The sequence below is a fragment of the Burkholderia sp. MSMB0856 genome (genome assembly GCF_001524645.2).
GTDB classification, from domain to species: domain Bacteria; phylum Pseudomonadota; class Gammaproteobacteria; order Burkholderiales; family Burkholderiaceae; genus Burkholderia; species Burkholderia diffusa.
In genome coordinates this window covers 2875730-2894556 of record NZ_CP013427.1, presented here as the reverse complement: position 1 = coordinate 2894556, position 18827 = coordinate 2875730, and the positions used below count along the sequence as shown (strand labels likewise).

15 protein-coding genes are annotated in these 18827 nt (G+C 68.1%); 10 read left to right on the top strand and 5 right to left on the bottom strand.

All coding sequences use genetic code 11. The annotated features are described in order from the left end of the window. Positions 1–24: 24 nt before the first annotated feature. The 3 genes from WS87_RS14730 to dacB all read right to left on the bottom strand — a co-directional run bounded on the left by WS87_RS14730 (position 25) and on the right by dacB (position 4067). A complete protein-coding gene (locus WS87_RS14730; protein WP_059820347.1) occupies positions 25–1167 on the bottom strand; it encodes an SGNH/GDSL hydrolase family protein in 1143 nt (380 codons plus the stop codon). Positions 1168–1261: 94 nt separating this feature from the next. Then, entirely contained in the window at positions 1262–2176 is a 915-nt protein-coding gene (locus tag WS87_RS14725; protein WP_059527973.1) for a sterol desaturase family protein, read from the bottom strand. 358 nt (positions 2177–2534) lie between these two features. Further along, entirely contained in the window at positions 2535–4067 is a 1533-nt protein-coding gene (gene dacB / locus WS87_RS14720) for a D-alanyl-D-alanine carboxypeptidase/D-alanyl-D-alanine endopeptidase (RefSeq protein ID WP_059820346.1), read from the bottom strand. Between the two features lie 183 nt (positions 4068–4250). On the opposite strand from dacB, the gene WS87_RS14715 reads away from it, so the two are divergent. The 6 genes from WS87_RS14715 (at position 4251) to WS87_RS14690 (ending at position 9615) form a co-directional block, all read left to right on the top strand. Continuing rightward, positions 4251–4913, top strand: a complete 663-nt coding sequence (locus WS87_RS14715) for a response regulator (RefSeq protein ID WP_040141750.1) — start codon at positions 4251–4253, stop codon at positions 4911–4913. Positions 4914–4916: 3 nt separating this feature from the next. After that, a complete protein-coding gene (locus WS87_RS14710) occupies positions 4917–6263 on the top strand; it encodes an ATP-binding protein (RefSeq protein ID WP_059527967.1) in 1347 nt (448 codons plus the stop codon). A gap of 100 nt (positions 6264–6363) precedes the next feature. Then, entirely contained in the window at positions 6364–7848 is a 1485-nt protein-coding gene (locus WS87_RS14705) for a DegQ family serine endoprotease (protein WP_059820345.1), read from the top strand. A gap of 94 nt (positions 7849–7942) precedes the next feature. Continuing rightward, entirely contained in the window at positions 7943–8380 is a 438-nt protein-coding gene (locus WS87_RS14700; RefSeq protein ID WP_059527962.1) for a carboxypeptidase-like regulatory domain-containing protein, read from the top strand. Between the two features lie 136 nt (positions 8381–8516). After that, complete coding sequence (locus WS87_RS14695) at positions 8517–8876, top strand: DUF427 domain-containing protein (RefSeq protein ID WP_059820344.1); 360 nt, start codon at positions 8517–8519, stop codon at positions 8874–8876. A 28-nt stretch (positions 8877–8904) separates the two neighbouring features. Next, positions 8905–9615 (top strand): CoxG family protein, encoded by a 711-nt coding sequence (locus WS87_RS14690; protein WP_059820343.1) that lies wholly within the window; start codon positions 8905–8907, stop codon positions 9613–9615. A gap of 52 nt (positions 9616–9667) precedes the next feature. On the opposite strand, the gene WS87_RS14685 is transcribed toward WS87_RS14690, so the two are convergent. Next, complete coding sequence (locus tag WS87_RS14685; protein ID WP_059690608.1) at positions 9668–10669, bottom strand: helix-turn-helix domain-containing protein; 1002 nt, start codon at positions 10667–10669, stop codon at positions 9668–9670. Positions 10670–10821: 152 nt separating this feature from the next. Between WS87_RS14685 and WS87_RS14680 the strand changes: the two genes are divergently transcribed. Beyond that, a complete protein-coding gene (locus tag WS87_RS14680; RefSeq protein WP_059820421.1) occupies positions 10822–11475 on the top strand; it encodes a cysteine hydrolase family protein in 654 nt (217 codons plus the stop codon). A 118-nt stretch (positions 11476–11593) separates the two neighbouring features. On the opposite strand, the gene WS87_RS14675 is transcribed toward WS87_RS14680, so the two are convergent. Beyond that, positions 11594–12235, bottom strand: coding sequence for a TetR family transcriptional regulator (locus WS87_RS14675; protein WP_059820342.1), 642 nt, complete (start codon positions 12233–12235; stop codon positions 11594–11596). A gap of 398 nt (positions 12236–12633) precedes the next feature. Between WS87_RS14675 and WS87_RS14670 the strand changes: the two genes are divergently transcribed. The 3 genes from WS87_RS14670 to WS87_RS14660 are packed head-to-tail and all read left to right on the top strand — an operon-like array spanning position 12634 to position 18650. Continuing rightward, on the top strand, positions 12634–13911 hold the full coding sequence (locus tag WS87_RS14670) for an efflux RND transporter periplasmic adaptor subunit (RefSeq protein ID WP_059527948.1): 1278 nt from the start codon (positions 12634–12636) through the stop codon (positions 13909–13911). A 15-nt stretch (positions 13912–13926) separates the two neighbouring features. After that, positions 13927–17127: an efflux RND transporter permease BpeB gene (gene bpeB, locus WS87_RS14665; RefSeq protein WP_059820341.1), complete on the top strand. Its 3201-nt coding sequence runs from the start codon at positions 13927–13929 to the stop codon at positions 17125–17127. Further along, positions 17127–18650, top strand: coding sequence for an efflux transporter outer membrane subunit (locus WS87_RS14660; RefSeq protein ID WP_059820340.1), 1524 nt, complete (start codon positions 17127–17129; stop codon positions 18648–18650). The genes bpeB and WS87_RS14660 overlap by 1 nt, the downstream gene beginning before the upstream one ends. Positions 18651–18827 lie beyond the last annotated feature (177 nt).

Sequence of the window (18827 nt, the reverse complement as noted above, 5' to 3'; positions counted from 1 at the left end):
TCGCTTGCGCGCGTGGCGCCCGGCTTACTTGCCGACGCCCGAGGCCGCGATCTGCTGCTGGACGTACTGCGCGAACAGCGCGTGCAGGCGCGTCGTCGGGTGGACCGTGTCGGCGAACATGTAGGTCTGGTCCGCGTTGGCGGTCGTGTAGGTCTGCGGCGAGCAGAACAGCGACGAGCCGAAGGCGGTCGCGTCCGCGACGCCGTACTGGGTCGCCGCCGCGACCATCGCCTTCAGGTTGCATGCGGTGTCGGTGTTCGACACGCTGAAGCCGTTCGCCTGGTAGTTGGCCGCGATGCCGTCCTGCCACTTGAACGCATCGACCACCGCGTACTTCGTCGTGTCGACCTTCAGCGCGGCGAGCGTGCCGACCAGCGTCTGGTTGAACAGCCCCGACAGTTGCGTGAACGCGGCTTGCGTCTGCGCGCCGCCTTGCAGCGCGAGCGGCGTGCCGCCGATGTCCGGCACCGTCGCGACGAACACGTGCGACGCGCCGGCCGCGACGATCTGCTGGACGATGCCGCCGAGCTGCTGCGCGGCGAGGCCGATCGCCTGCGCGGCCGCGAGCTGCGCGGCCGGCGTGTTGCCCTGCGCTTGCGCGACCTGTGCCTGATAGAAGATGTCGTTGGCGCCGCCGTTGATCAGCACGATCTGGCCGGCGTTGAAGCTGCCGTGCTGCGTCAGGTATTGCTTGACCTGGTCGGCGATCGGGGTCGTCGTGGCCTGCGCGTAGTCGGCGTTCGGCACGCTCGAGGCGGCGTGGCCGATACCCGGTTGCAGCGTCACGCGCGAGCCGCCCTGCGCGTAGCCGAGGCCGCCCGTGGCCTGCAGCGGAATGCCGAAGCCGCCCTGGTTCGCGGGCTGCAGCGTGTCGCCGTAGTACTGCGCGACGTCCTGCGTCCACACCTGGCCGGGGTTGGTCGTGAAGCGGCCGCCGCCGAAGCCGAGCTTGATCTGCGAGTAGGTGCCGGCGTCCGACAGGCTGTCGCCGAACGACACGACCTGCATCTTCACGCCGGACGGCGGCGTGTTCGACGCGCTGCTGTTGTTGTCGTCGCCGCCGCCGCACGCGGCGAGCAGGGCGAGCGCGGCGCCCGCGATCGCGACCTGCGCGGTGCGCAGCAGGCGTTGACGGGTGCGCGACGGGAATTGTCGTTGTGACTGCATCGTTCGATCTCCTCGTAGATATGGCCCGATGTGTTTCTCATCTGCCGCGCGCCGGCTCGGATCCGGGCTGCGCGGCGGCCGTTGGCTGAAACGGTTATTGGTCGCGCACGGCCGCAAGCGGCACGGTGCGCGGATCGCGATTCGCGGCCTCGGCGATCTGCGCATGATAAGCGCTCGCCCATTCGGGCGGGCCGAAAATCGCGCGCAGCTTGTTGCGCCATCCGTGGACGCGCAACGCGTCGGCCGCCATCGACACCCACTCGTGAAACGTCGCGACGAGCGGATTGTTCGAGCCGAGCGGCTCGACGATTCCGTATTGCGGCGGATCGTCGGGCGACTCCTCGACGTAGCTGCCGAACAGGCGGTCCCAGATCACGAGCACACCTGCGTAATTGCGGTCGATGTAGCGCGGGTTGCGTGCATGGTGCGCGCGATGGATCGACGGCGTGTTGAACACGTATTCGAGCCAGCCGAGCTTGCCGATCGCCTGCGTGTGCACGAAGAACTGGAACGCGAGGTTGATCAGCACGATGCCGACGATCTGCTGCGGCGGAAAGCCGAGGAACGCGAGCGGCAGCCAGAACGCCCACATGCCCGCGACGGGATACATCAGGCTCTGCCGGAACGCGGTCGAGAAATTCATCCGCTCGGACGAGTGATGCACGACGTGCGCGGCCCACAGCCAGCGCACGCGATGGCTCGCGCGATGGAACACGTAGTAGAGGAAGTCCTGGCCGACGAACAGCACGGCGAACGACAGCCAGCCGTCGTGCCACGTGAACAGCCGGAAATGTGCGTAGCAGTACGCATAAACGGGGATCACGAACAGCCACGCGAGCTTGTCGGCGCCCTGGTGCATCAGTGCGAGCGCCGCGTTGCACAGCGTGTCACGCCACGCATAGACATGGTCCTGCGCACGCGTGCGGGCGAGGTGCCAGGCTTCCCACGCGATGCAGAGCAGGAAGACGGGCGCCAGCGCGAGCAGAAGCAATTCGACGTCGAATCGCATGGACGTGTCTCCTCCTTTCCCCTGCAAGCCGTGAGGCCGGGCGTACGGCCCGTTGTAGATATCGGTCAGGCCAACAGCCTACGCAATCGCCACGCGCTAGGCGAGGGGGGAGCGTAGAGGGTTCCCTCAGAGGACAGGGTTTCTACGGAAGTCATGCGCAACGGGGCTACGCGGTGCGGCCCCGTTTTTTGGGCACGGCTGGCGGGCCGTGTGCGGCGCGCCGCGGCCGAGGTTGTTTCAAACCGCACGGGGCGAAATCGCCGGCGGCGGGGCGCCCGACGCACGGTGTCTTCCTGCGATCGACGCAAGCCAACAGCCGGACATGCGTGCGCCGCGCCGCGTCGCGGCGAGTGCGTCGTCAGTGCGCGCCCGCGTAGATCCATTCGAGGAGCGTGTCGTGCGCAGCGCGCGCGGCTTCCGCGTGATCATCGTTGATGAAGCTGACGACGATGTAGCTCTGGCCGTCGGCGCCCGCGACGTAGCCCGCGATAGCGCGCACGTCGCGCAGCGTGCCGGTCTTGATGTGCGCGTTGCCGAGCACGCCCGCGTTGGTCAGGCGGTTCTTCATCGTGCCGTCGATGCCGGCGATCGGCAGCGAATCGATGAACGCCTGCGCGACGGGGCTCGCGTTCGCGGCCTGCAGCAGCGCGGCGAGCGACTGCGCGCTCACGTGCTCCTCGCGCGACAGGCCCGAGCCGTTCTCGAGGTCGAGGTCGGGCATCGCGATTCCGCTCTTCTGCAGGAACGCGTGAATCGCGCGGCTCGACTGCTCGGGGCTCGCGGGCGGCTTGCCGGCGGCCGCGCCGATCGTCAGGAACAGGTTGCGCGCCATCACGTTGTTGCTGAACTTGTTGATGTCGTAGACGATGCTGCCGAGCACGGGGCTGTGATGGACGGCGAGCGGGCGCGCGGTGGTCGGCACCTTGCCTTCGCTGACCGGGCCCGCGATCGTGCCGCCGTCCTGCTGCCACAGCGCGAGGAAACCGCGCGCGAAGAACGTCGTGTGATCGAGGATCGCGAGGTTGGTCGTGTGCGCGCCGCAGCGCAGCGGATAGTCGCCGGCGAACGACGCGGTCATGATCCCGCCGCCGGCCGACAGCGTCGGGCGCGCGGCAGCGGCCGCCGCGCCGCACGACCCGGTGCCTTCGTACAGCTGATTGTCGATCGACAGGTTCGCGAGCGGCGGCAGCACGTCGACGGCGATCTTGCCGTCGTCGCCCGGCGTGACCGTGAACGACACGGCCTTGAACGCATACAGCAGCGGATCGGGGCCGACGTTGTACGGTGCGCTCGCGTCGTCGTCGAACGACGGCAGGTCGCGCGTCGACGCGGCGAAATAGCTCTTGTCGAGCACGAGCCCGCCGGCGACGCGCTTGACGCCGGCCTTGCGGATCTTGTCGACGAGGTCGATCAGTTCCTCCGGTACGAGCTTCGGATCGCCGGTGCCCTTGATGTACAGGTTGCCCTGCAGCGTGCCGTCCGGATCGACCGGGCCGTCCGCGTACGCGGTCGTGCGCCAGCGGTAGTCGGGGCCAAGGATCGACAGGCCCGAGAAGGTCGTGACGAGCTTCATCGTCGACGCCGGCATCATCGGTCGGTTCGCATTCCATGCGATCAGCGGCTCGGGATCGCCGACGCGCTCGACGACGACGCTCATCGCAGACGCCGGCACCTTCGCGCGCTGCAGCGCGACGAGCACGGACGCCGGCAGGCCGGCCGCCCGCGCGGCGGGCGACACGACGGCGGTCTTGCGCGCTTCCTTGTGGGACTTCTTGCGGGCCTGCGCGGACGGTGCGAACGCAAGGGCCGTGCAGGTGGCGACGACGGCGGCCGCGCGCAGGAACGGGCGGGCGCGGGGGGCGAACCGGGCGGAAAGATCGGAAATCGGCATGGGCGAATACGGGAAAAGCACGGGATTCGGGCAGGGCGCGCGCGGCGCCGGAGCGCACATTGTAGAGACAAGTGCGCACACGCCCCTTGCAATCCGCCTTTCTGTTGCATTGCACGGGGCGCACGCGATTCGCGGCGCTACAATGGTCGCCATGTTTCACTCGCCCGATGGGTTCCAGCTCCGATGCGGATTCTGCTTGTTGAAGACGATCGAATGATTGCCGAGGGCGTACGCAAGGCGTTGCGCGCCGACGGCTTCGCGGTCGACTGGGTGCAGGACGGCGACGCCGCGCTCACGGCGCTCGGCGGCGAGACGTACGACCTGCTGCTGCTCGACCTCGGCCTGCCGAAGCGCGACGGCATCGACGTGTTGCGCACTTTGCGCGCGCGCGGGCTGTCGCTGCCGGTGCTGATCGTCACCGCGCGCGATGCGGTGGCCGATCGCGTGAAGGGGCTCGACGCGGGCGCCGACGACTACCTCGTCAAGCCGTTCGACCTCGACGAACTGGGCGCGCGGATGCGCGCGCTGATCCGCCGCCAGGCGGGGCGCAGCGAGTCGCTGATCCGTCACGGCGCGCTGACGCTCGATCCCGCGTCGCATCAGGTGACGCTCGACGGCGCGCCCGTCGCGCTGTCCGCGCGCGAGTTCGCGCTGCTCGAGGCGCTGCTCGCGCGGCCCGGCGCGGTGCTGTCGAAGAGCCAGCTCGAGGAAAAGATGTACGGCTGGGGCGAGGAGATCGGCAGCAACACGGTCGAGGTCTACATCCACGCGCTGCGCAAGAAGCTCGGCTCGGACCTGATCCGCAACGTGCGCGGGCTCGGCTACATGGTCGTCAAGGAAAGCTGACGCGTGAGGTCGATTCGTCATCAATTGCTGATCTGGCTGCTCGCGATCGTCGTCGCGGGCGTGGGCGCCGCGGGCTGGCTCATCTATCGCCAGGCGCTCGCCGAGGCGAACGAGCTGTTCGACTACCAGCTGCAGGAAATCGCCGCGGCGCTGCCGTCCGAGCCGTTCTCGCAGGTGTTCGGTTCGCGCACCAACGGCGACGAAGGCATCGTGATCCAGATCTGGAACCGCAACGGTGTGCTGATGTACTTCTCGCATCCGCGTGCGCCGATCGCTCCGCGCGCGGAGCTCGGCTTCTCGACCGAGCGCACCGATCGCGGCGAATGGCGCGTGTACGGCGCGATCGTCGGCGACAACGTCGTGCAGCTCGCGCAGCCGCTGTCGGTGCGCAACCGGCTCGCCGCGAACGTGGCGCTGCGCACGCTGTGGCCGCTGATCGTGCTGCTGCCGTTCCTCGGCGCGGCGGTCTGGGTGATCGTCGGGCGCGGGCTCGCGCCGCTCGGCCGCGTGACGCGCGCGGTCGAGGCGCGCCGGCCGGAAGCGCTCGATCCGTTGCCCGATGCGCGTCTGCCGCTCGAGGTGCAGCCGCTCGTGCGTGCGCTGAACGGGCTGCTCGCGCGGCTGTCGGCGGCGCTCGACACGCAGAAGGCCTTCGTTGCCGATGCCGCGCACGAACTGCGCACGCCGCTCGCGGCCGTGCAGATCCAGGCGCAGCTCGTCGCGCGCGCGAAGGACGACACGTCGCGCCGCGAGGCGGTCGCCGATCTGCAGGCCGGCGTCACGCGCGCGACGCGCCTCGCCGAGCAGTTGCTCGCGCTGGCGCGCGCCGAACCGGACGGCGCGACGATGCGCGAGCCGGTCGACCTGCAGGCGCTGCTCGTCGAATGCGTGGCCGCGCATGCACCGCTCGCGCAACGGCACAGCATCGATCTCGGCTTCGAGGAGAGCAGCGCGGCGACCGTCGTCGCGGATGTCGGCGCGCTGCGCGTGATGTTTGGCAACCTGCTCGACAACGCGGTGAAGTACACGCCGGACGGCGGCCGCATCGACGTGTCGCTGACTCGCGACGCGGCCGGCCGCGTGTGCGTGCAGATCGGCGACAGCGGCCCCGGCATCCCGGCCGACGAGCGCGAGCGCGTGTTCGACCGCTTCTACCGCGACAGCTCCGCGCGGGCGCGCGCCGACGTGTCGGGCAGCGGGCTCGGGCTGGCGATCGTCAAGCGCGTCGCGGCGCAGCAGGGCGCGACGGTGACGCTCGGCGACGCGGCCGCGGGCGGCCTGCTCGTGAGCGTCGTGTTCCGCGACGCCGAGATGCCGGCGCAGGTGCCGCAGGCATCCGAATCCGTATGACGAACGGCGTCGGCGGTGGCCTAAGCCCCGTTTAAGGTCGATTAAGCCTCCTTTAAGTCAGGGTCGTTACGCTGCGTCCTAACAAAGAGGAGGTCCTACGATGAACACCCGATTCCTTGCGCGCGGCGCCGTCGCGGTCGCCGTGGCGGCTGCCCTGTCCGCCGGCTATGTCGCAGGCACCCGCCGCGCCGATCCGCAGATCATCACGCCCGCGCAGGCCGCCGCGCTGATGCCGGCCGAGGCCGCGGCGAAGACCGGCATTCCCGATTTCTCCGGGCTGGTCGAAACCTACGGCCCGGCGGTCGTGAACATCAGCGCGAAGCACGTCGTGAAGCAGGTGTCGCGGCGCGTGCCGCAGCCGCAGCTGCCGATGGATCCGAGCGATCCGTTCTACCAGTTCTTCAAGCACTTCTACGGCCAGATGCCGGGCATGGGCGGCGACACGCAGCCGGACGACCAGCCGAGCGCGAGCCTCGGTTCGGGATTCATCGTCAGCGCGGACGGGTACATCCTCACCAACGCGCACGTGATCGACGGCGCGAACGTCGTCACGGTCAAGCTGACCGACAAGCGCGAGTACAAGGCGAAGGTCGTCGGCGCCGACAAGCAGTCCGACGTCGCCGTGCTGAAGATCGACGCGAGCGGCCTGCCGACCGTGAAGATCGGCGATCCGGCACAGAGCAAGGTCGGCCAGTGGGTCGTCGCGATCGGTTCGCCGTACGGCTTCGACAACACGGTCACGTCCGGCATCATCAGCGCGAAATCGCGCTCGCTGCCCGACGAAAACTACACGCCGTTCATCCAGACCGACGTGCCGGTGAACCCCGGCAACTCGGGCGGCCCGCTGTTCAACCTGCAGGGCGAGGTGATCGGCATCAACTCGATGATCTACTCGCAGACGGGCGGCTTCCAGGGCCTGTCGTTCGCGATCCCGATCAACGAGGCGATCAAGGTCAAGGACGAGCTCGTGAAGACGGGCCACGTGAGCCGCGGCCGCCTCGGCGTCGCCGTGCAGGGGTTGAACCAGACGCTCGCGAGCTCGTTCGGGCTGCAGAAGCCGGACGGCGCGCTCGTCAGCTCGGTCGACCCGAACGGCCCGGCCGCGAAAGCGGGCTTGCAGCCGGGCGACGTGATTCTCGCGGTCAACGGCTCGCCGGTTGCCGATTCCACGTCGCTGCCCGCGCAGATCGCGAACCTGAAGCCGGGCTCGAAGGCCGATCTGCAGGTGTGGCGCGACAAGTCGAAGAAGTCGATCAGCGTGACGCTCGGCGCGATGTCCGACGCGAAGCTGGCCTCGAACGACGGCGGCCCCGTCGAGCAGGGGCGCCTCGGCGTCGCGGTGCGTCCGCTCACGCCGCAGGAGCGCAGCGCCACCAGCCTGTCGCACGGGCTGATCGTGCAGCAGGCCGGCGGCCCGGCAGCCAGCGCGGGCATCCAGCCCGGCGACGTGATCCTCGCGGTGAACGGCCGCCCGGTCACGAGCGCCGAGCAATTGCGCGACGCCGTCAAGGGAGCGGGCAACAGTCTTGCTCTCCTGATCCAGCGCGATAATGCACAGATCTTCGTGCCGGTCGACCTGAGCTGACCGGCGGCCGCTGCGGGCCGGCTTCGCCGGCCTTGGCGGGCGCTGCCGGCGTTCGGCCCGTGGTGCTGTGTTCCGACCCGAAAAGGAGGGAGCCATGCAATATCTACGCAACGTGTCCCGATTTGCCGCCGCCGCGGCGCTGGCCGCCGGCTTCGCCGTCGCCGCACCCGGCGCGTACGCACAATCGGACGGCTTGCCCGCGGCGAGCCAGCAGGGCGATGTCAGCTACGTGTCGGGTGGCATCGGCAAGGATCAATCGACGGCATTCGAGCAGAGCGAAGCGGCGTGGCCGCTCGCACTGCGCTTCACCGGCAAGGGGGGCGAATTCCTGGCCGACGTCCATGTGCGGATCGTCGACGGCAAGGGCACCGAGCTGCTGACGACGGACGCGCGCGGGCCGTACATGCTCGTGAAGCTGCCGCCTGGGCGGTACACCGTGCACGCGTCGTACCAGGGCAGCGACGAATCGCGCGCGGTCACGGTCGGTGCGAAGGGCGGGGCGAAGGCCGCATTCCAGTGGAGTGCGCAGTAGCGTATCGCGCGGGCGCGGCCAGGCCGCGCAATCGGAAGCGGTTTCGCCCATAATGAGAGCCACGGCACCTGTGCCGTGGCTTTTTCGTTTCCTGCGCCCGGCTTGCCCGCCGGGGCCGCCGTCCGGAGGAGAAACGATGTCCGATGCTGCCGACCTTCGCCTCGAAATCGTGCCGAACCGCCATCGCGTGCGCGTGATCCATCGCGGCATCACGTATGCCGATTCGCACGGCGCGCTGACCGTGCGCGAAACGGGCCTGCCGGACATCCATTATCTGCCGCGCGGCGACGTCAACATGCACCGGCTCGTGAAGTCGAGCGTCACGACGGATTGTCCGCTGAGGGGCCGTGCCGTGTATTTCAACCTGCAGACCGAAGACGGCGTGATCGAGAACGCCGCATGGAGTTACGAGGAACCGGGGGAGACAGCGTCCGCGCTGGCGCACTACGTCGCCTTCGATGTCGCGCGGGTCGACAGTCTCATCGAGACGTCCTGATGCGGCGCGCGTTCATCGGGGAGGCATCATGGAACTGAACGACACGTTACGCGTACCGCTCGCGCCGGCCGTCGTGCGGGAAGCCCTCGAGGATCTCGCGTTGCTGCGGGCGAGCTTCGACCATTGCGAATCCTTCGTGAAGCACGCGCACGGCGAATTCGCGCTGACCATCACGGTGCCGCTCGGCCCGCTGCGTGCGCGCTACGACGTGCGTGCGCATTCGGCGAGCGAGCAGGGCGACGCGGAAGGCCAGCCGCGCCGCGTGCTCAACTTCAAGGCGCGGGCCGACGGCCTCGGCGCGCTGCGCGGGCAGGTCGAGCTGGTGCTGCGGCCGGACGATGACGACGCGGCCGCGACGCGCATCGAATACGTCGTGTGGGCGACGGCGAGCGGGCCGCTCGCCGAACTACCGGCACGGCAGATCGAGAATGCGCTGCACGCGTGGACCGACGATTTCTTCCGGGAATTCTGCGCGGTTTTGCAGGCGAAGCACGGTCTCGTGCCGAACCGCGCGCGTTCGAGCCCGCAGCGTCGCCAGCATGTGTTCCTGCGGCCCGCGTCGCTGATGGCCGCGGCGAAGCGTCCGCTGCCGCCGCACCTCGGCGGCGCGCTGAGCGGCCGCGTCGCGAGCGCCGTGCATCATCGCGAATCCGGCCCGTTGCCCGTCTGGGCGTGGGCGGCGATCGTCGTGTTCGTCGCGCTGCTGCTGTATGCGGCGCGCTGGATCAACGGCGTCTGAGCGGCCGACGGCCACCGCGATACCGGGTTGAGCGCCGGCGGCGCGGCGGCCATTAGCGCCGCGCATCGGGCGCGGCGCCGCGAAATTCCCTCCGATAGGCCGACGGCGACGTGCCGAGCGCGCCCGCGAAATGCTGACGCAGCGACACGCTCGAGCCGTAACCGGCCGCCTGTGCGACCGCGTCGATCGATTGTCCCGTGGTTTCCAGCAGATGCTGCGCGCGCGTGAGCCGCTCGGCCTGCAGCCACGCGGTGACGGTCGTGCCCGTCGCCTGGCGGAAGTGGCGCGTGAACGTGCGCCGGCTCATCAGCACGCGTTCGGCGAGCGAATCCACGCTGTGCGCGATGTCCAGATGCGCGCGCACCCAGTCGAGCAGACCCGCGAGCCGCGCGTCGCGCGGATGCGCGGCGACCGGCTGCGGCACGTATTGGGCCTGCCCGCCCTGGCGGTGCGGCGGGATCACGAGACGGCGCGCGATTCGGTTCGCGGCGTCCGAGCCGAAGCGCCGCCGCACGACGTGCAGGCAGCAGTCGAGCCCCGCTGCCGTGCCGGCCGACGTCATCAGGTTGCCGTCGTCGACGTACAGCACGTCGGGGTCGAGCTTCACACGCGGAAAGCGCTGCGCGAAGTCGTCGGCCCACGCCCAGTGCGTCGTGGCCGGGCGCCCGTCGAGCAGCCCGGCTGCGGCGAGCACGTACGCGCCGAGGCACAGGCCGACGACCTGCGCGCCGCGCGCGGCGGCCGCGCGGACCGCATCGACCAGCACGTCAGGCGGTGCTTCGTCGGGGTCGCGCCATGCCGGGACGATGACGATGTCCGCGTCGTCGAGCGCCTCGAGCCCGTACGGCGCGGTGATCGTGAAGCCGCCCGTCGTCGACAGCGGGCCGCGCTCGGCCGAGCACACGCGGAACTCGAACGCGGGCATCGCGGCCGCGTCGCGTTCCTTGCCGAACACGACGGACGGCACCGACAGGTGAAACGGGCTGATGCCGTCGTACGCGATTACGGCGACGACGGTCGGGGCAGGGGCAACGGACGACGCGGCGGCGCGCATGACGGGCTCCGGAAGGGTGATGGCCCGATTCTATCGAAGAATGGCTATCGGGCCACTGTCCGTCAGCGCGATGCGATCCGACAATGCATCGCATCGCGCTGCTGGCCGCCCCGTTCCGGAGCGGGGCGGCGCCGCCGAAACCGGAGCCTGCCATGTCGAATGCCCAATTGCCTTCCGCTTCCCGCCGTGCGCTGATCGTGATCGATGTCCAGAACGAATACGTGACGGGCAACCTGCCGATCGAATATCCGCCCGTCGACGCATCGCTGGCGAACATCGGCCGCGCGATCGACGCCGCGCACGCGGCCGGCGTGCCCGTGATCGTCGTCCAGCACGTCGCGCCGGCGGGTGCGCCGATCTTCGCGCCGGGCACGGACGGCGTCGCGCTGCATCCGGTCGTCGCCGACCGGCCGTATGCGCACCTGATCGTGAAGGCGCAGGCCAGTTCGTTCGCCGGCACCGATCTCGCCGCATGGCTCGACGCGCGCGGCATCGACACGCTCGCGGTCGCCGGCTACATGACGCACAACTGCAATGCGTCGACGGTCTATCACGCGGCGCACGTGGGGCTCGCCGTCGAGTATCTGGCGGACGCGACCGGCGCGTTGCCGTACGAGAACGAAGCGGGCGCGGCGAGCGCCGAAGAGATTCACCGCGCGTACACGGTGGTGTTTCAGTCGAATTTCGCGGCCGTGATGTCGACCGATGCATGGATCGCGGGACTCGGCGGCGCGGCGATGCCGGCGCGCGATTCGGTGGCCGCGTCGAACCGGCGGGCCCGCGCGCAACGCGCGAAGGCGGCCTGAGCGAATCGGGGAGCGCAGGGGACGATCGGTCGGAGCGGCGCTGCCGCCCACGCGTGACCGGATCGACCGGCCGGTCGCGATGCCACGGTGCGCGGCGCGCCGGCGGAGCGGCCGCCGGTCAGTCGCCCGTCTTCAGCATCGCCGGGCTGTAACGCATCATGTCGAAGCAGGCGTCGACGAGCTGTTCCGCATGCTGCTCGGCGTCGATCTCGTCGGGCAGCATCAGCATGTCACGCACGAAACCGCTGACGAGCGTGTGCAGCATCAGCGTCGCACGCCATGTGTCGAGCCGCTCGGGCAGCAGCTTGAGCCGCACGGCGCCCGCTAGATCGGCATCGATCGCGTGCAGCGCCTCGCTCATCCCCGCGCGGTTGCGCTGCAGCAGCGGCTCCATGTCCGCGACGTACTCGCACTTCATGAACAGGATGCTGAACACGCGCCGCAACTGCGAGTCGCGCTGCACGCCGAGCAGGCACCAGATCACGATCCTGCGGATTTTCTCCAGCGGATTGCCGCCGGGCGCATCGAGCGGCATCCGCTTGAGCTCGTCGATCGGCAGGAACACGCGGTCGAACATCGCGTCGAACAACTCGCTCTTGTTCGCGAAATGCCAGTAGATCGCGCCCCGCGTCACGCCGGCGTGCTGGGCGATGTCCGCGAGCGACGTGTGCGACACGCCCTTCTCGAAGAACACGTGTTCGGCGGCGTCGAGAATGCGGTTGCGCGTCTCGAGCGCCTCCTCCTTGGTGCGTCTGACCATGTGCAGGCCTGAATGAATCGATCGTAGATGAATATAGGGTCCGTAACCCTCGTCGTCGCTGTGCGGACGGGCTATGCTTGCGACTGGTAATAATTCGTAAGACCTAGCGGTTGGCGAAGGGCGAGCGGGCTTTTTACATACATTCGTGAATGTATATACAATACCACCCTACGATCGAATGACCAAAGTGGCAATCAGTTAATATCCCACTCTGCTGATTCCCGCCAAAGTACCAGTCCGCAGTTCGCGGCATCTCGTCGGCATGGAGGTCTCGTGCCGACTTGCTGTATCTAGCAGTCCAGTAATTCAGGTGTTCGATCTGCGCCGCGAGGCGCATCCGTGTTGCGCTCCCGTCGGGTGCTGCACTTATTCCATTGGTTACACACAGAGGTCGCTCCATGCGCGTCGAACGGGTTCCATACCGCTTGATCACTGTCGCGGCAGCCGCGGTTTTCCTGGCTGCATGCGGAAAAAAAGAATCGGCACCGCCGCCGCAAACGCCGGAAGTCGGCGTCGTCACCGTCCAGCCGCAAGCCGTGCCCATCTTCAGCGAACTGCCGGGCCGTACCAGCGCATTCCTCGTCGCGCAGGTGCGCGCGCGGGTCGACGGCATCGTGCTGCGCCGTGAATTCACCGAAGGCACCGACGTCAAGGCTGGCCAACGTCTCTACAAGATCGATCCGGCGCCGTACATCGCGGCATTGAACAGCGCGAAGGCGACGCTCGCGAAGGCGCAGGCGAACCTCGTCACGCAGAACGCACTGGTCGCGCGCTACAAGGTGCTCGTGGCCGCGAACGCGGTCAGCAAGCAGGACTACGACAACGCGGTGGCCACGCAGGGGCAGGCCGCGGCGGACGTCGCGGCCGGCAAGGCGGCGGTCGACACCGCGCAGATCAACCTCGGCTACACGGACGTGGTCTCGCCGATCACGGGCCGCGTCGGCATTTCGCAAGTGACGCCGGGCGCCTACGTGCAGGCGAGCCAGGCGACGCTGATGTCGACGGTGCAGCAGCTCGACCCCGTGTACGTGGACCTCACGCAATCGAGCCTCGAGGGGCTGAAGCTGCGCCAGGACGTGCAGAGCGGCCGCCTGAAGACGAGCGGTCCGGGCGCGGCGAAGGTGTCGCTGATCCTCGAGGACGGCAAGACGTATTCGGAAGCCGGCAAGCTGCAGTTCTCCGACGTGACGGTCGACCAGGCAACCGGCTCGGTGACGATCCGCGCGGTCTTCCCGAACCCGGGCCGCGTGCTGCTGCCGGGGATGTTCGTGCGCGCGCGCATCGAGGAAGGCGTGAACGAGAACGCGTTCCTGGTGCCGCAGATCGGCGTCACGCATGACCAGAAGGGCCAGGCGATCGCGATGGTGGTGAACGCGAGCAACAAGGTCGAGCCGCGTCAGTTGAAGACGTCGGGCATGCGCGGCCAGGACTGGATCGTCGAAGGCGGTCTGCAGGCGGGCGACCACGTGATCGTGCAGGGCGTCGAGAAGGTGCGTCCGGGCGCGACCGTGAAGTCGGTGGAGGCACAACTCGCACCGGCGGCCGGCGCCGCATCGGGTGTCGCCGCTGCCACCGCCGCGCCGGCTGCCGCCGGTTCCGGCGCCGCCGCCGCGTCCGGTGCCGCCGCATCGGGCGCCGCGCCGGCGAGTGCTGCCGCTGCTTCGAGCGCGCAATAACAGGGAGCCTGTTTCATGGCAAAGTTTTTTATCGATCGCCCGATCTTCGCGTGGGTGATCGCCATCATCCTGATGCTGGCCGGGGTTGCGGCGATCTTCACGCTGCCGATCGCGCAGTATCCGACGATCGCGCCGCCATCGATCCAGATCACCGCGAACTACCCGGGCGCTTCCGCGAAGACGGTGGAAGACACGGTGACGCAGGTGATCGAGCAGCAGATGAGCGGTCTCGACAACTTCCTGTACATGTCGTCGACCAGTGACGACTCGGGCAACGCGACGATCACGCTGACGTTCGCGCCGGGCACCAACGCCGACATCGCGCAGGTCCAGGTGCAGAACAAGCTGTCGCTCGCGACGCCGGTTCTGCCGCAGGTCGTGCAGCAGCTCGGCCTGTCGGTGACGAAGTCGAGCAGCAGCTTCCTGCTGGTGCTCGCCTTCAACTCCGAAGACGGCAGCATGAACAAGTACGACCTCGCGAACTTCGTGGCGTCGCACGTGAAGGATCCGATCAGCCGGCTGAACGGCGTCGGCACCGTCACGCTGTTCGGCTCGCAGTACGCGATGCGGATCTGGCTCGACCCGACCCGCCTGACGAACTACGGCCTCACGCCGGTCGACGTGAGCTCGGCGATCACCGCGCAGAACGTGCAGATCGCGGGCGGCCAGATCGGCGGCACGCCGGCCAAGCCGGGCACCATGCTGCAGGCGACGATCACCGAATCGACGCTGCTGCAGACGCCCGAGCAGTTCGGCAACATCCTGCTGAAGGTCAACCAGGACGGCTCGCAGGTTCGCCTGAAGGACGTCGCGCAGATCGGCCTCGGCGGCGAAAACTACAACTTCGACACGAAGTACAACGGTCAGCCAACCGCGGCACTCGGTATCCAGCTTGCGACCAACGCGAACGCGCTCGCGACCGCGAAAGCCGTGCGCGCGAAGATCGACGAGCTCGCACCGTTCTTCCCGCACGGCCTCGTCGTGAAGTATCCGTATGACACGACCCCGTTCGTGAAGCTGTCGATCGAGGAAGTGGTCAAGACGCTGCTCGAAGGTATCGTGCTCGTGTTCCTCGTGATGTATCTGTTCCTGCAGAACCTGCGGGCGACGATCATCCCGACGATCGCGGTGCCGGTGGTGCTGCTCGGCACGTTCGCGATCATGTCGCTGGTGGGCTTCTCGATCAACACGCTGTCGATGTTCGGCCTCGTGCTCGCGATCGGCCTGCTGGTCGACGATGCGATCGTGGTGGTCGAGAACGTCGAGCGCGTGATGGCGGAAGAGGGCCTGTCACCGAAGGAGGCGACACGCAAGGCGATGGGCCAGATCACCGGCGCACTCGTCGGCGTGGCGCTCGTGCTGTCGGCGGTGTTCGTGCCGGTCGCGTTCTCCGGCGGTTCGGTCGGCGCGATCTATCGTCAGTTTTCGCTGACGATCGTGTCGGCGATGGTGCTGTCGGTGCTGGTCGCGTTGATTCTGACGCCCGCACTGTGCGCGACGATCCTCAAGCCGATCCCGCAAGGGCATCACGAAGAGAAGAAGGGCTTCTTCGGCTGGTTCAACCGCACGTTCAACAACAGCCGCGACAAGTACCACGTCGGCGTGCACCACGTAATCAAGCGTTCGGGCCGCTGGCTCATCATCTACCTGGTCGTGATCGTCGCGGTCGGCCTGCTGTTCGTGCGCCTGCCGAAGTCGTTCCTGCCGGATGAAGACCAGGGCCTGATGTTCGTGATCGTGCAGACGCCGTCGGGCTCGACGCAGGAAACGACCGCGAAGACGCTCGCGAACATTTCCGACTACCTGCTGAAGGACGAGAAGGAAATCGTCGAATCGGCGTTCACGGTCAACGGCTTCAGCTTCGCGGGCCGTGGCCAGAACTCCGGTCTGGTGTTCGTGCGCCTGAAGGACTACTCGCAGCGCCAGCACGCGAACCAGAAGGTCCAGGCGCTGATCGGCCGGATGTTCGGTCGCTACGCCGGCTACAAGGACGCGATCGTGATCCCGTTCAACCCGCCGTCGATTCCGGAACTCGGCACCGCCGCCGGCTTCGACTTCGAGCTGACGGACAACGCCGGTCTCGGCCACGACGCGCTGATGGCCGCGCGTAACCAGCTGCTCGGGATGGCCTCGAAGGATCCGACGCTGCAGGGCGTGCGCCCGAACGGCCTGAACGACACGCCGCAGTACAAGGTCGACATCGACCGCGAGAAGGCGAATGCGCTCGGCGTGACGGCGGAGGCGATCGACCAGACGTTCTCGATCGCGTGGGCGTCGAAGTACGTGAACAACTTCCTCGACACCGACGGCCGGATCAAGAAGGTGTACGTGCAGGCCGACGCGCCGTTCCGGATGACGCCGGAGGACATGAACATCTGGTACGTGCGCAACGGGTCGGGCGGGATGGTGCCGTTCAGCGCGTTCGCAACCGGCCACTGGACGTACGGTTCGCCGAAGCTCGAGCGCTACAACGGCGTCTCGGCGATGGAAATCCAGGGTCAGGCCGCGCCGGGCAAGTCGACCGGCCAGGCGATGACCGCGATGGAAGGGCTCGCGAAGAAGCTGCCGGTCGGTATCGGCTATTCGTGGACCGGCCTGTCGTTCCAGGAAATCCAGTCGGGTTCGCAGGCGCCGATCCTGTATGCGATCTCGATCCTGGTCGTGTTCCTGTGTCTCGCGGCGCTGTATGAAAGCTGGTCGATCCCGTTCTCGGTGATCATGGTGGTGCCGCTCGGCGTGATCGGCGCACTGCTCGCGGCGACGATGCGCGGCCTCGAGAACGACGTGTTCTTCCAGGTCGGCCTGCTGACCACCGTGGGCTTGTCCGCGAAGAACGCGATCCTGATCGTGGAGTTCGCGCGCGAACTGCAGATGACGGAGAAGATGGGGCCGATCGAGGCCGCGCTGGAAGCAGCGCGCCTGCGGCTGCGCCCGATCCTGATGACATCGCTCGCGTTCATTCTCGGCGTGATGCCGCTCGCGATCAGCAACGGCGCGGGTTCGGCGAGCCAGCACGCGATCGGTACGGGCGTGATCGGCGGGATGATCACGGCGACGTTCCTCGCGATCTTCATGATCCCGATGTTCTTCGTGAAGATCCGCGCGATCTTCAGCGGCGAGAAGGAAGACGTCGACCAGGCGCTGCGTCTGGCTCAGGAGCACTCGCACCACGAAGAGAAGCCGGGCAACGGCGACGAAGGCAACAAGGGACAGTGATGATGCAAAAACACGCTTTGACTGCAATCGCGGTCGCGCTCTTTGCCACGGGCTGCACGATGGCGCCGCATTACACGCGGCCCGACGCGCCCGTCGCGCAGGCGTATCCGGCCGGCGGTGTCTATGCGACGCAGCCGGGCGCTGCCGGCGCGCGCAGCGCGAACGGCCAGGCGGCGACCGCCATCGGCTGGCGCGAATTCTTTGTCGATCCGCGCCTGCAGCGGCTCATCGAGATCGCGCTGAAGAACAACCGCGACCTGCGCGTGTCGGTGCTGAACATCGAGGCGGCGCGCGCGCAGTACCAGATCACGCGCGCGGGCCTGTTCCCGACGCTCGACGGCACGGGCACGGGCAGCATCCAGCGCGTGCCGCAGGGCCTGTCGCAGACCGGGGCGCCGTATATCTCGCGTGCCTACAACGTCGGCGTTTCCGCGTCGTGGGAACTCGACCTGTTCGGTCGCGTGCAGAGCCTGAAGGACCAGGCGCTCGCGCAATATCTGTCGACGTCGTATGCGCGGCAGGCGACCGAGATCTCGCTCGTGTCGCAGGTGGCGGACCAATACCTGACGCTGCTGTCCACCGACGACCTGCTGCAGGTCACGGAGAACACGCTGAAGACGGCACAGGCGTCGTACGACCTGACGAAGCTGCAGTTCGACAACGGCACGGGCTCCGAGCTCGAACTGCGTCAGGCGCAGACGGTCGTCGAGACGGCGCTCGCGAACCAGCAGGCGCAAGCGCGTGCGCGTGCGCAGGCGCTGAACGGGCTGGTGCTGCTGATCGGCGAGCCGCTGCCGGACGATTTGCCGGCGGGCATGCCGCTCGACGCGCAGAACCTGCTGACGGACGTGCCGGCCGGTCTGCCGTCCGACCTGCTGACGCGTCGTCCGGACGTGATGCAGGCCGAGCAGACGCTCCTGGCCGCGAACGCGAACATCGGTGCGGCACGCGCGGCGTTCTTCCCGCGCATCTCGCTGACGGGCGCGTTCGGTACCGGCAGCCCGACGCTCGGCGGCCTGTTCAAGGCCGGCACGGCGGCGTGGTCGTTCGCGCCGCAGATCACGATGCCGATCTTCGAAGGCGGGCAGAACATCGCGAACCTGAACCTCGCGAACGTGCAGAAGCGCATCGAGATCGCCAACTACGAGAAGGCGATCCAGTCGGCGTTCCGCGAAGTGTCGGACGGGCTGGCTGCACGCGGCACGTATGATCAGCAGATCGCCGCGCTCGAGCGCAACGAGCACGCGCAGCAGCGACGCTTCGACCTGTCGGACCTGCGCTACAAGAACGGTGTCGACAGCTATCTGTCGGTGCTGACCGCGCAGACCGACCTGTACTCGGCGCAGCAGTCGCTGATCAGCGCACGTCTGGCACGCTGGACGAACCTGGTCACGCTGTACCGCGCATTGGGCGGCGGCTGGATCCAGCGCGCCGGCGAGACGCCGCGCGCACCGGACGAAACGATCGACTACGACAAGGCGGCCGCACCGGCGCCTGCGTCGGCAGCGGCGACGAACGGGTAAGCACGAAGGCGGGCAGGGGCGGGCGACTGCTCCGGTTCGCTGAAGTCGCGGTCTCCGGGATGCGACGACGCCACGGACGAAAGTCCGTGGCGTTTTTTTTCGGCCGGTTTGGGTAAGCAGCGACCGCGGATCGTCATCGCCGGCGCTACCGCTATCGTCGCCCAATCACTCGCCACA

What these genes read in the sequence shown, in the direction of transcription:
- WS87_RS14730 (WP_059820347.1), bottom strand. Translation starts at nt 1,167, where the DNA reads ATGCAGTCACAACGACAATTCCCGTCGCGCACCCGTCAACGCCTGCTG.
- WS87_RS14725 (WP_059527973.1), bottom strand. Translation starts at nt 2,176, where the DNA reads ATGCGATTCGACGTCGAATTGCTTCTGCTCGCGCTGGCGCCCGTCTTC.
- dacB (WP_059820346.1), bottom strand. Translation starts at nt 4,067, where the DNA reads ATGCCGATTTCCGATCTTTCCGCCCGGTTCGCCCCCCGCGCCCGCCCG.
- WS87_RS14715 (WP_040141750.1), top strand. Translation starts at nt 4,251, where the DNA reads ATGCGGATTCTGCTTGTTGAAGACGATCGAATGATTGCCGAGGGCGTA.
- WS87_RS14705 (WP_059820345.1), top strand. Translation starts at nt 6,364, where the DNA reads ATGAACACCCGATTCCTTGCGCGCGGCGCCGTCGCGGTCGCCGTGGCG.
- WS87_RS14700 (WP_059527962.1), top strand. Translation starts at nt 7,943, where the DNA reads ATGCAATATCTACGCAACGTGTCCCGATTTGCCGCCGCCGCGGCGCTG.
- WS87_RS14695 (WP_059820344.1), top strand. Translation starts at nt 8,517, where the DNA reads ATGTCCGATGCTGCCGACCTTCGCCTCGAAATCGTGCCGAACCGCCAT.
- WS87_RS14690 (WP_059820343.1), top strand. Translation starts at nt 8,905, where the DNA reads ATGGAACTGAACGACACGTTACGCGTACCGCTCGCGCCGGCCGTCGTG.
- WS87_RS14685 (WP_059690608.1), bottom strand. Translation starts at nt 10,669, where the DNA reads ATGCGCGCCGCCGCGTCGTCCGTTGCCCCTGCCCCGACCGTCGTCGCC.
- WS87_RS14680 (WP_059820421.1), top strand. Translation starts at nt 10,822, where the DNA reads ATGTCGAATGCCCAATTGCCTTCCGCTTCCCGCCGTGCGCTGATCGTG.
- WS87_RS14675 (WP_059820342.1), bottom strand. Translation starts at nt 12,235, where the DNA reads ATGGTCAGACGCACCAAGGAGGAGGCGCTCGAGACGCGCAACCGCATT.
- WS87_RS14670 (WP_059527948.1), top strand. Translation starts at nt 12,634, where the DNA reads ATGCGCGTCGAACGGGTTCCATACCGCTTGATCACTGTCGCGGCAGCC.
- bpeB (WP_059820341.1), top strand. Translation starts at nt 13,927, where the DNA reads ATGGCAAAGTTTTTTATCGATCGCCCGATCTTCGCGTGGGTGATCGCC.
- WS87_RS14660 (WP_059820340.1), top strand. Translation starts at nt 17,127, where the DNA reads ATGATGCAAAAACACGCTTTGACTGCAATCGCGGTCGCGCTCTTTGCC.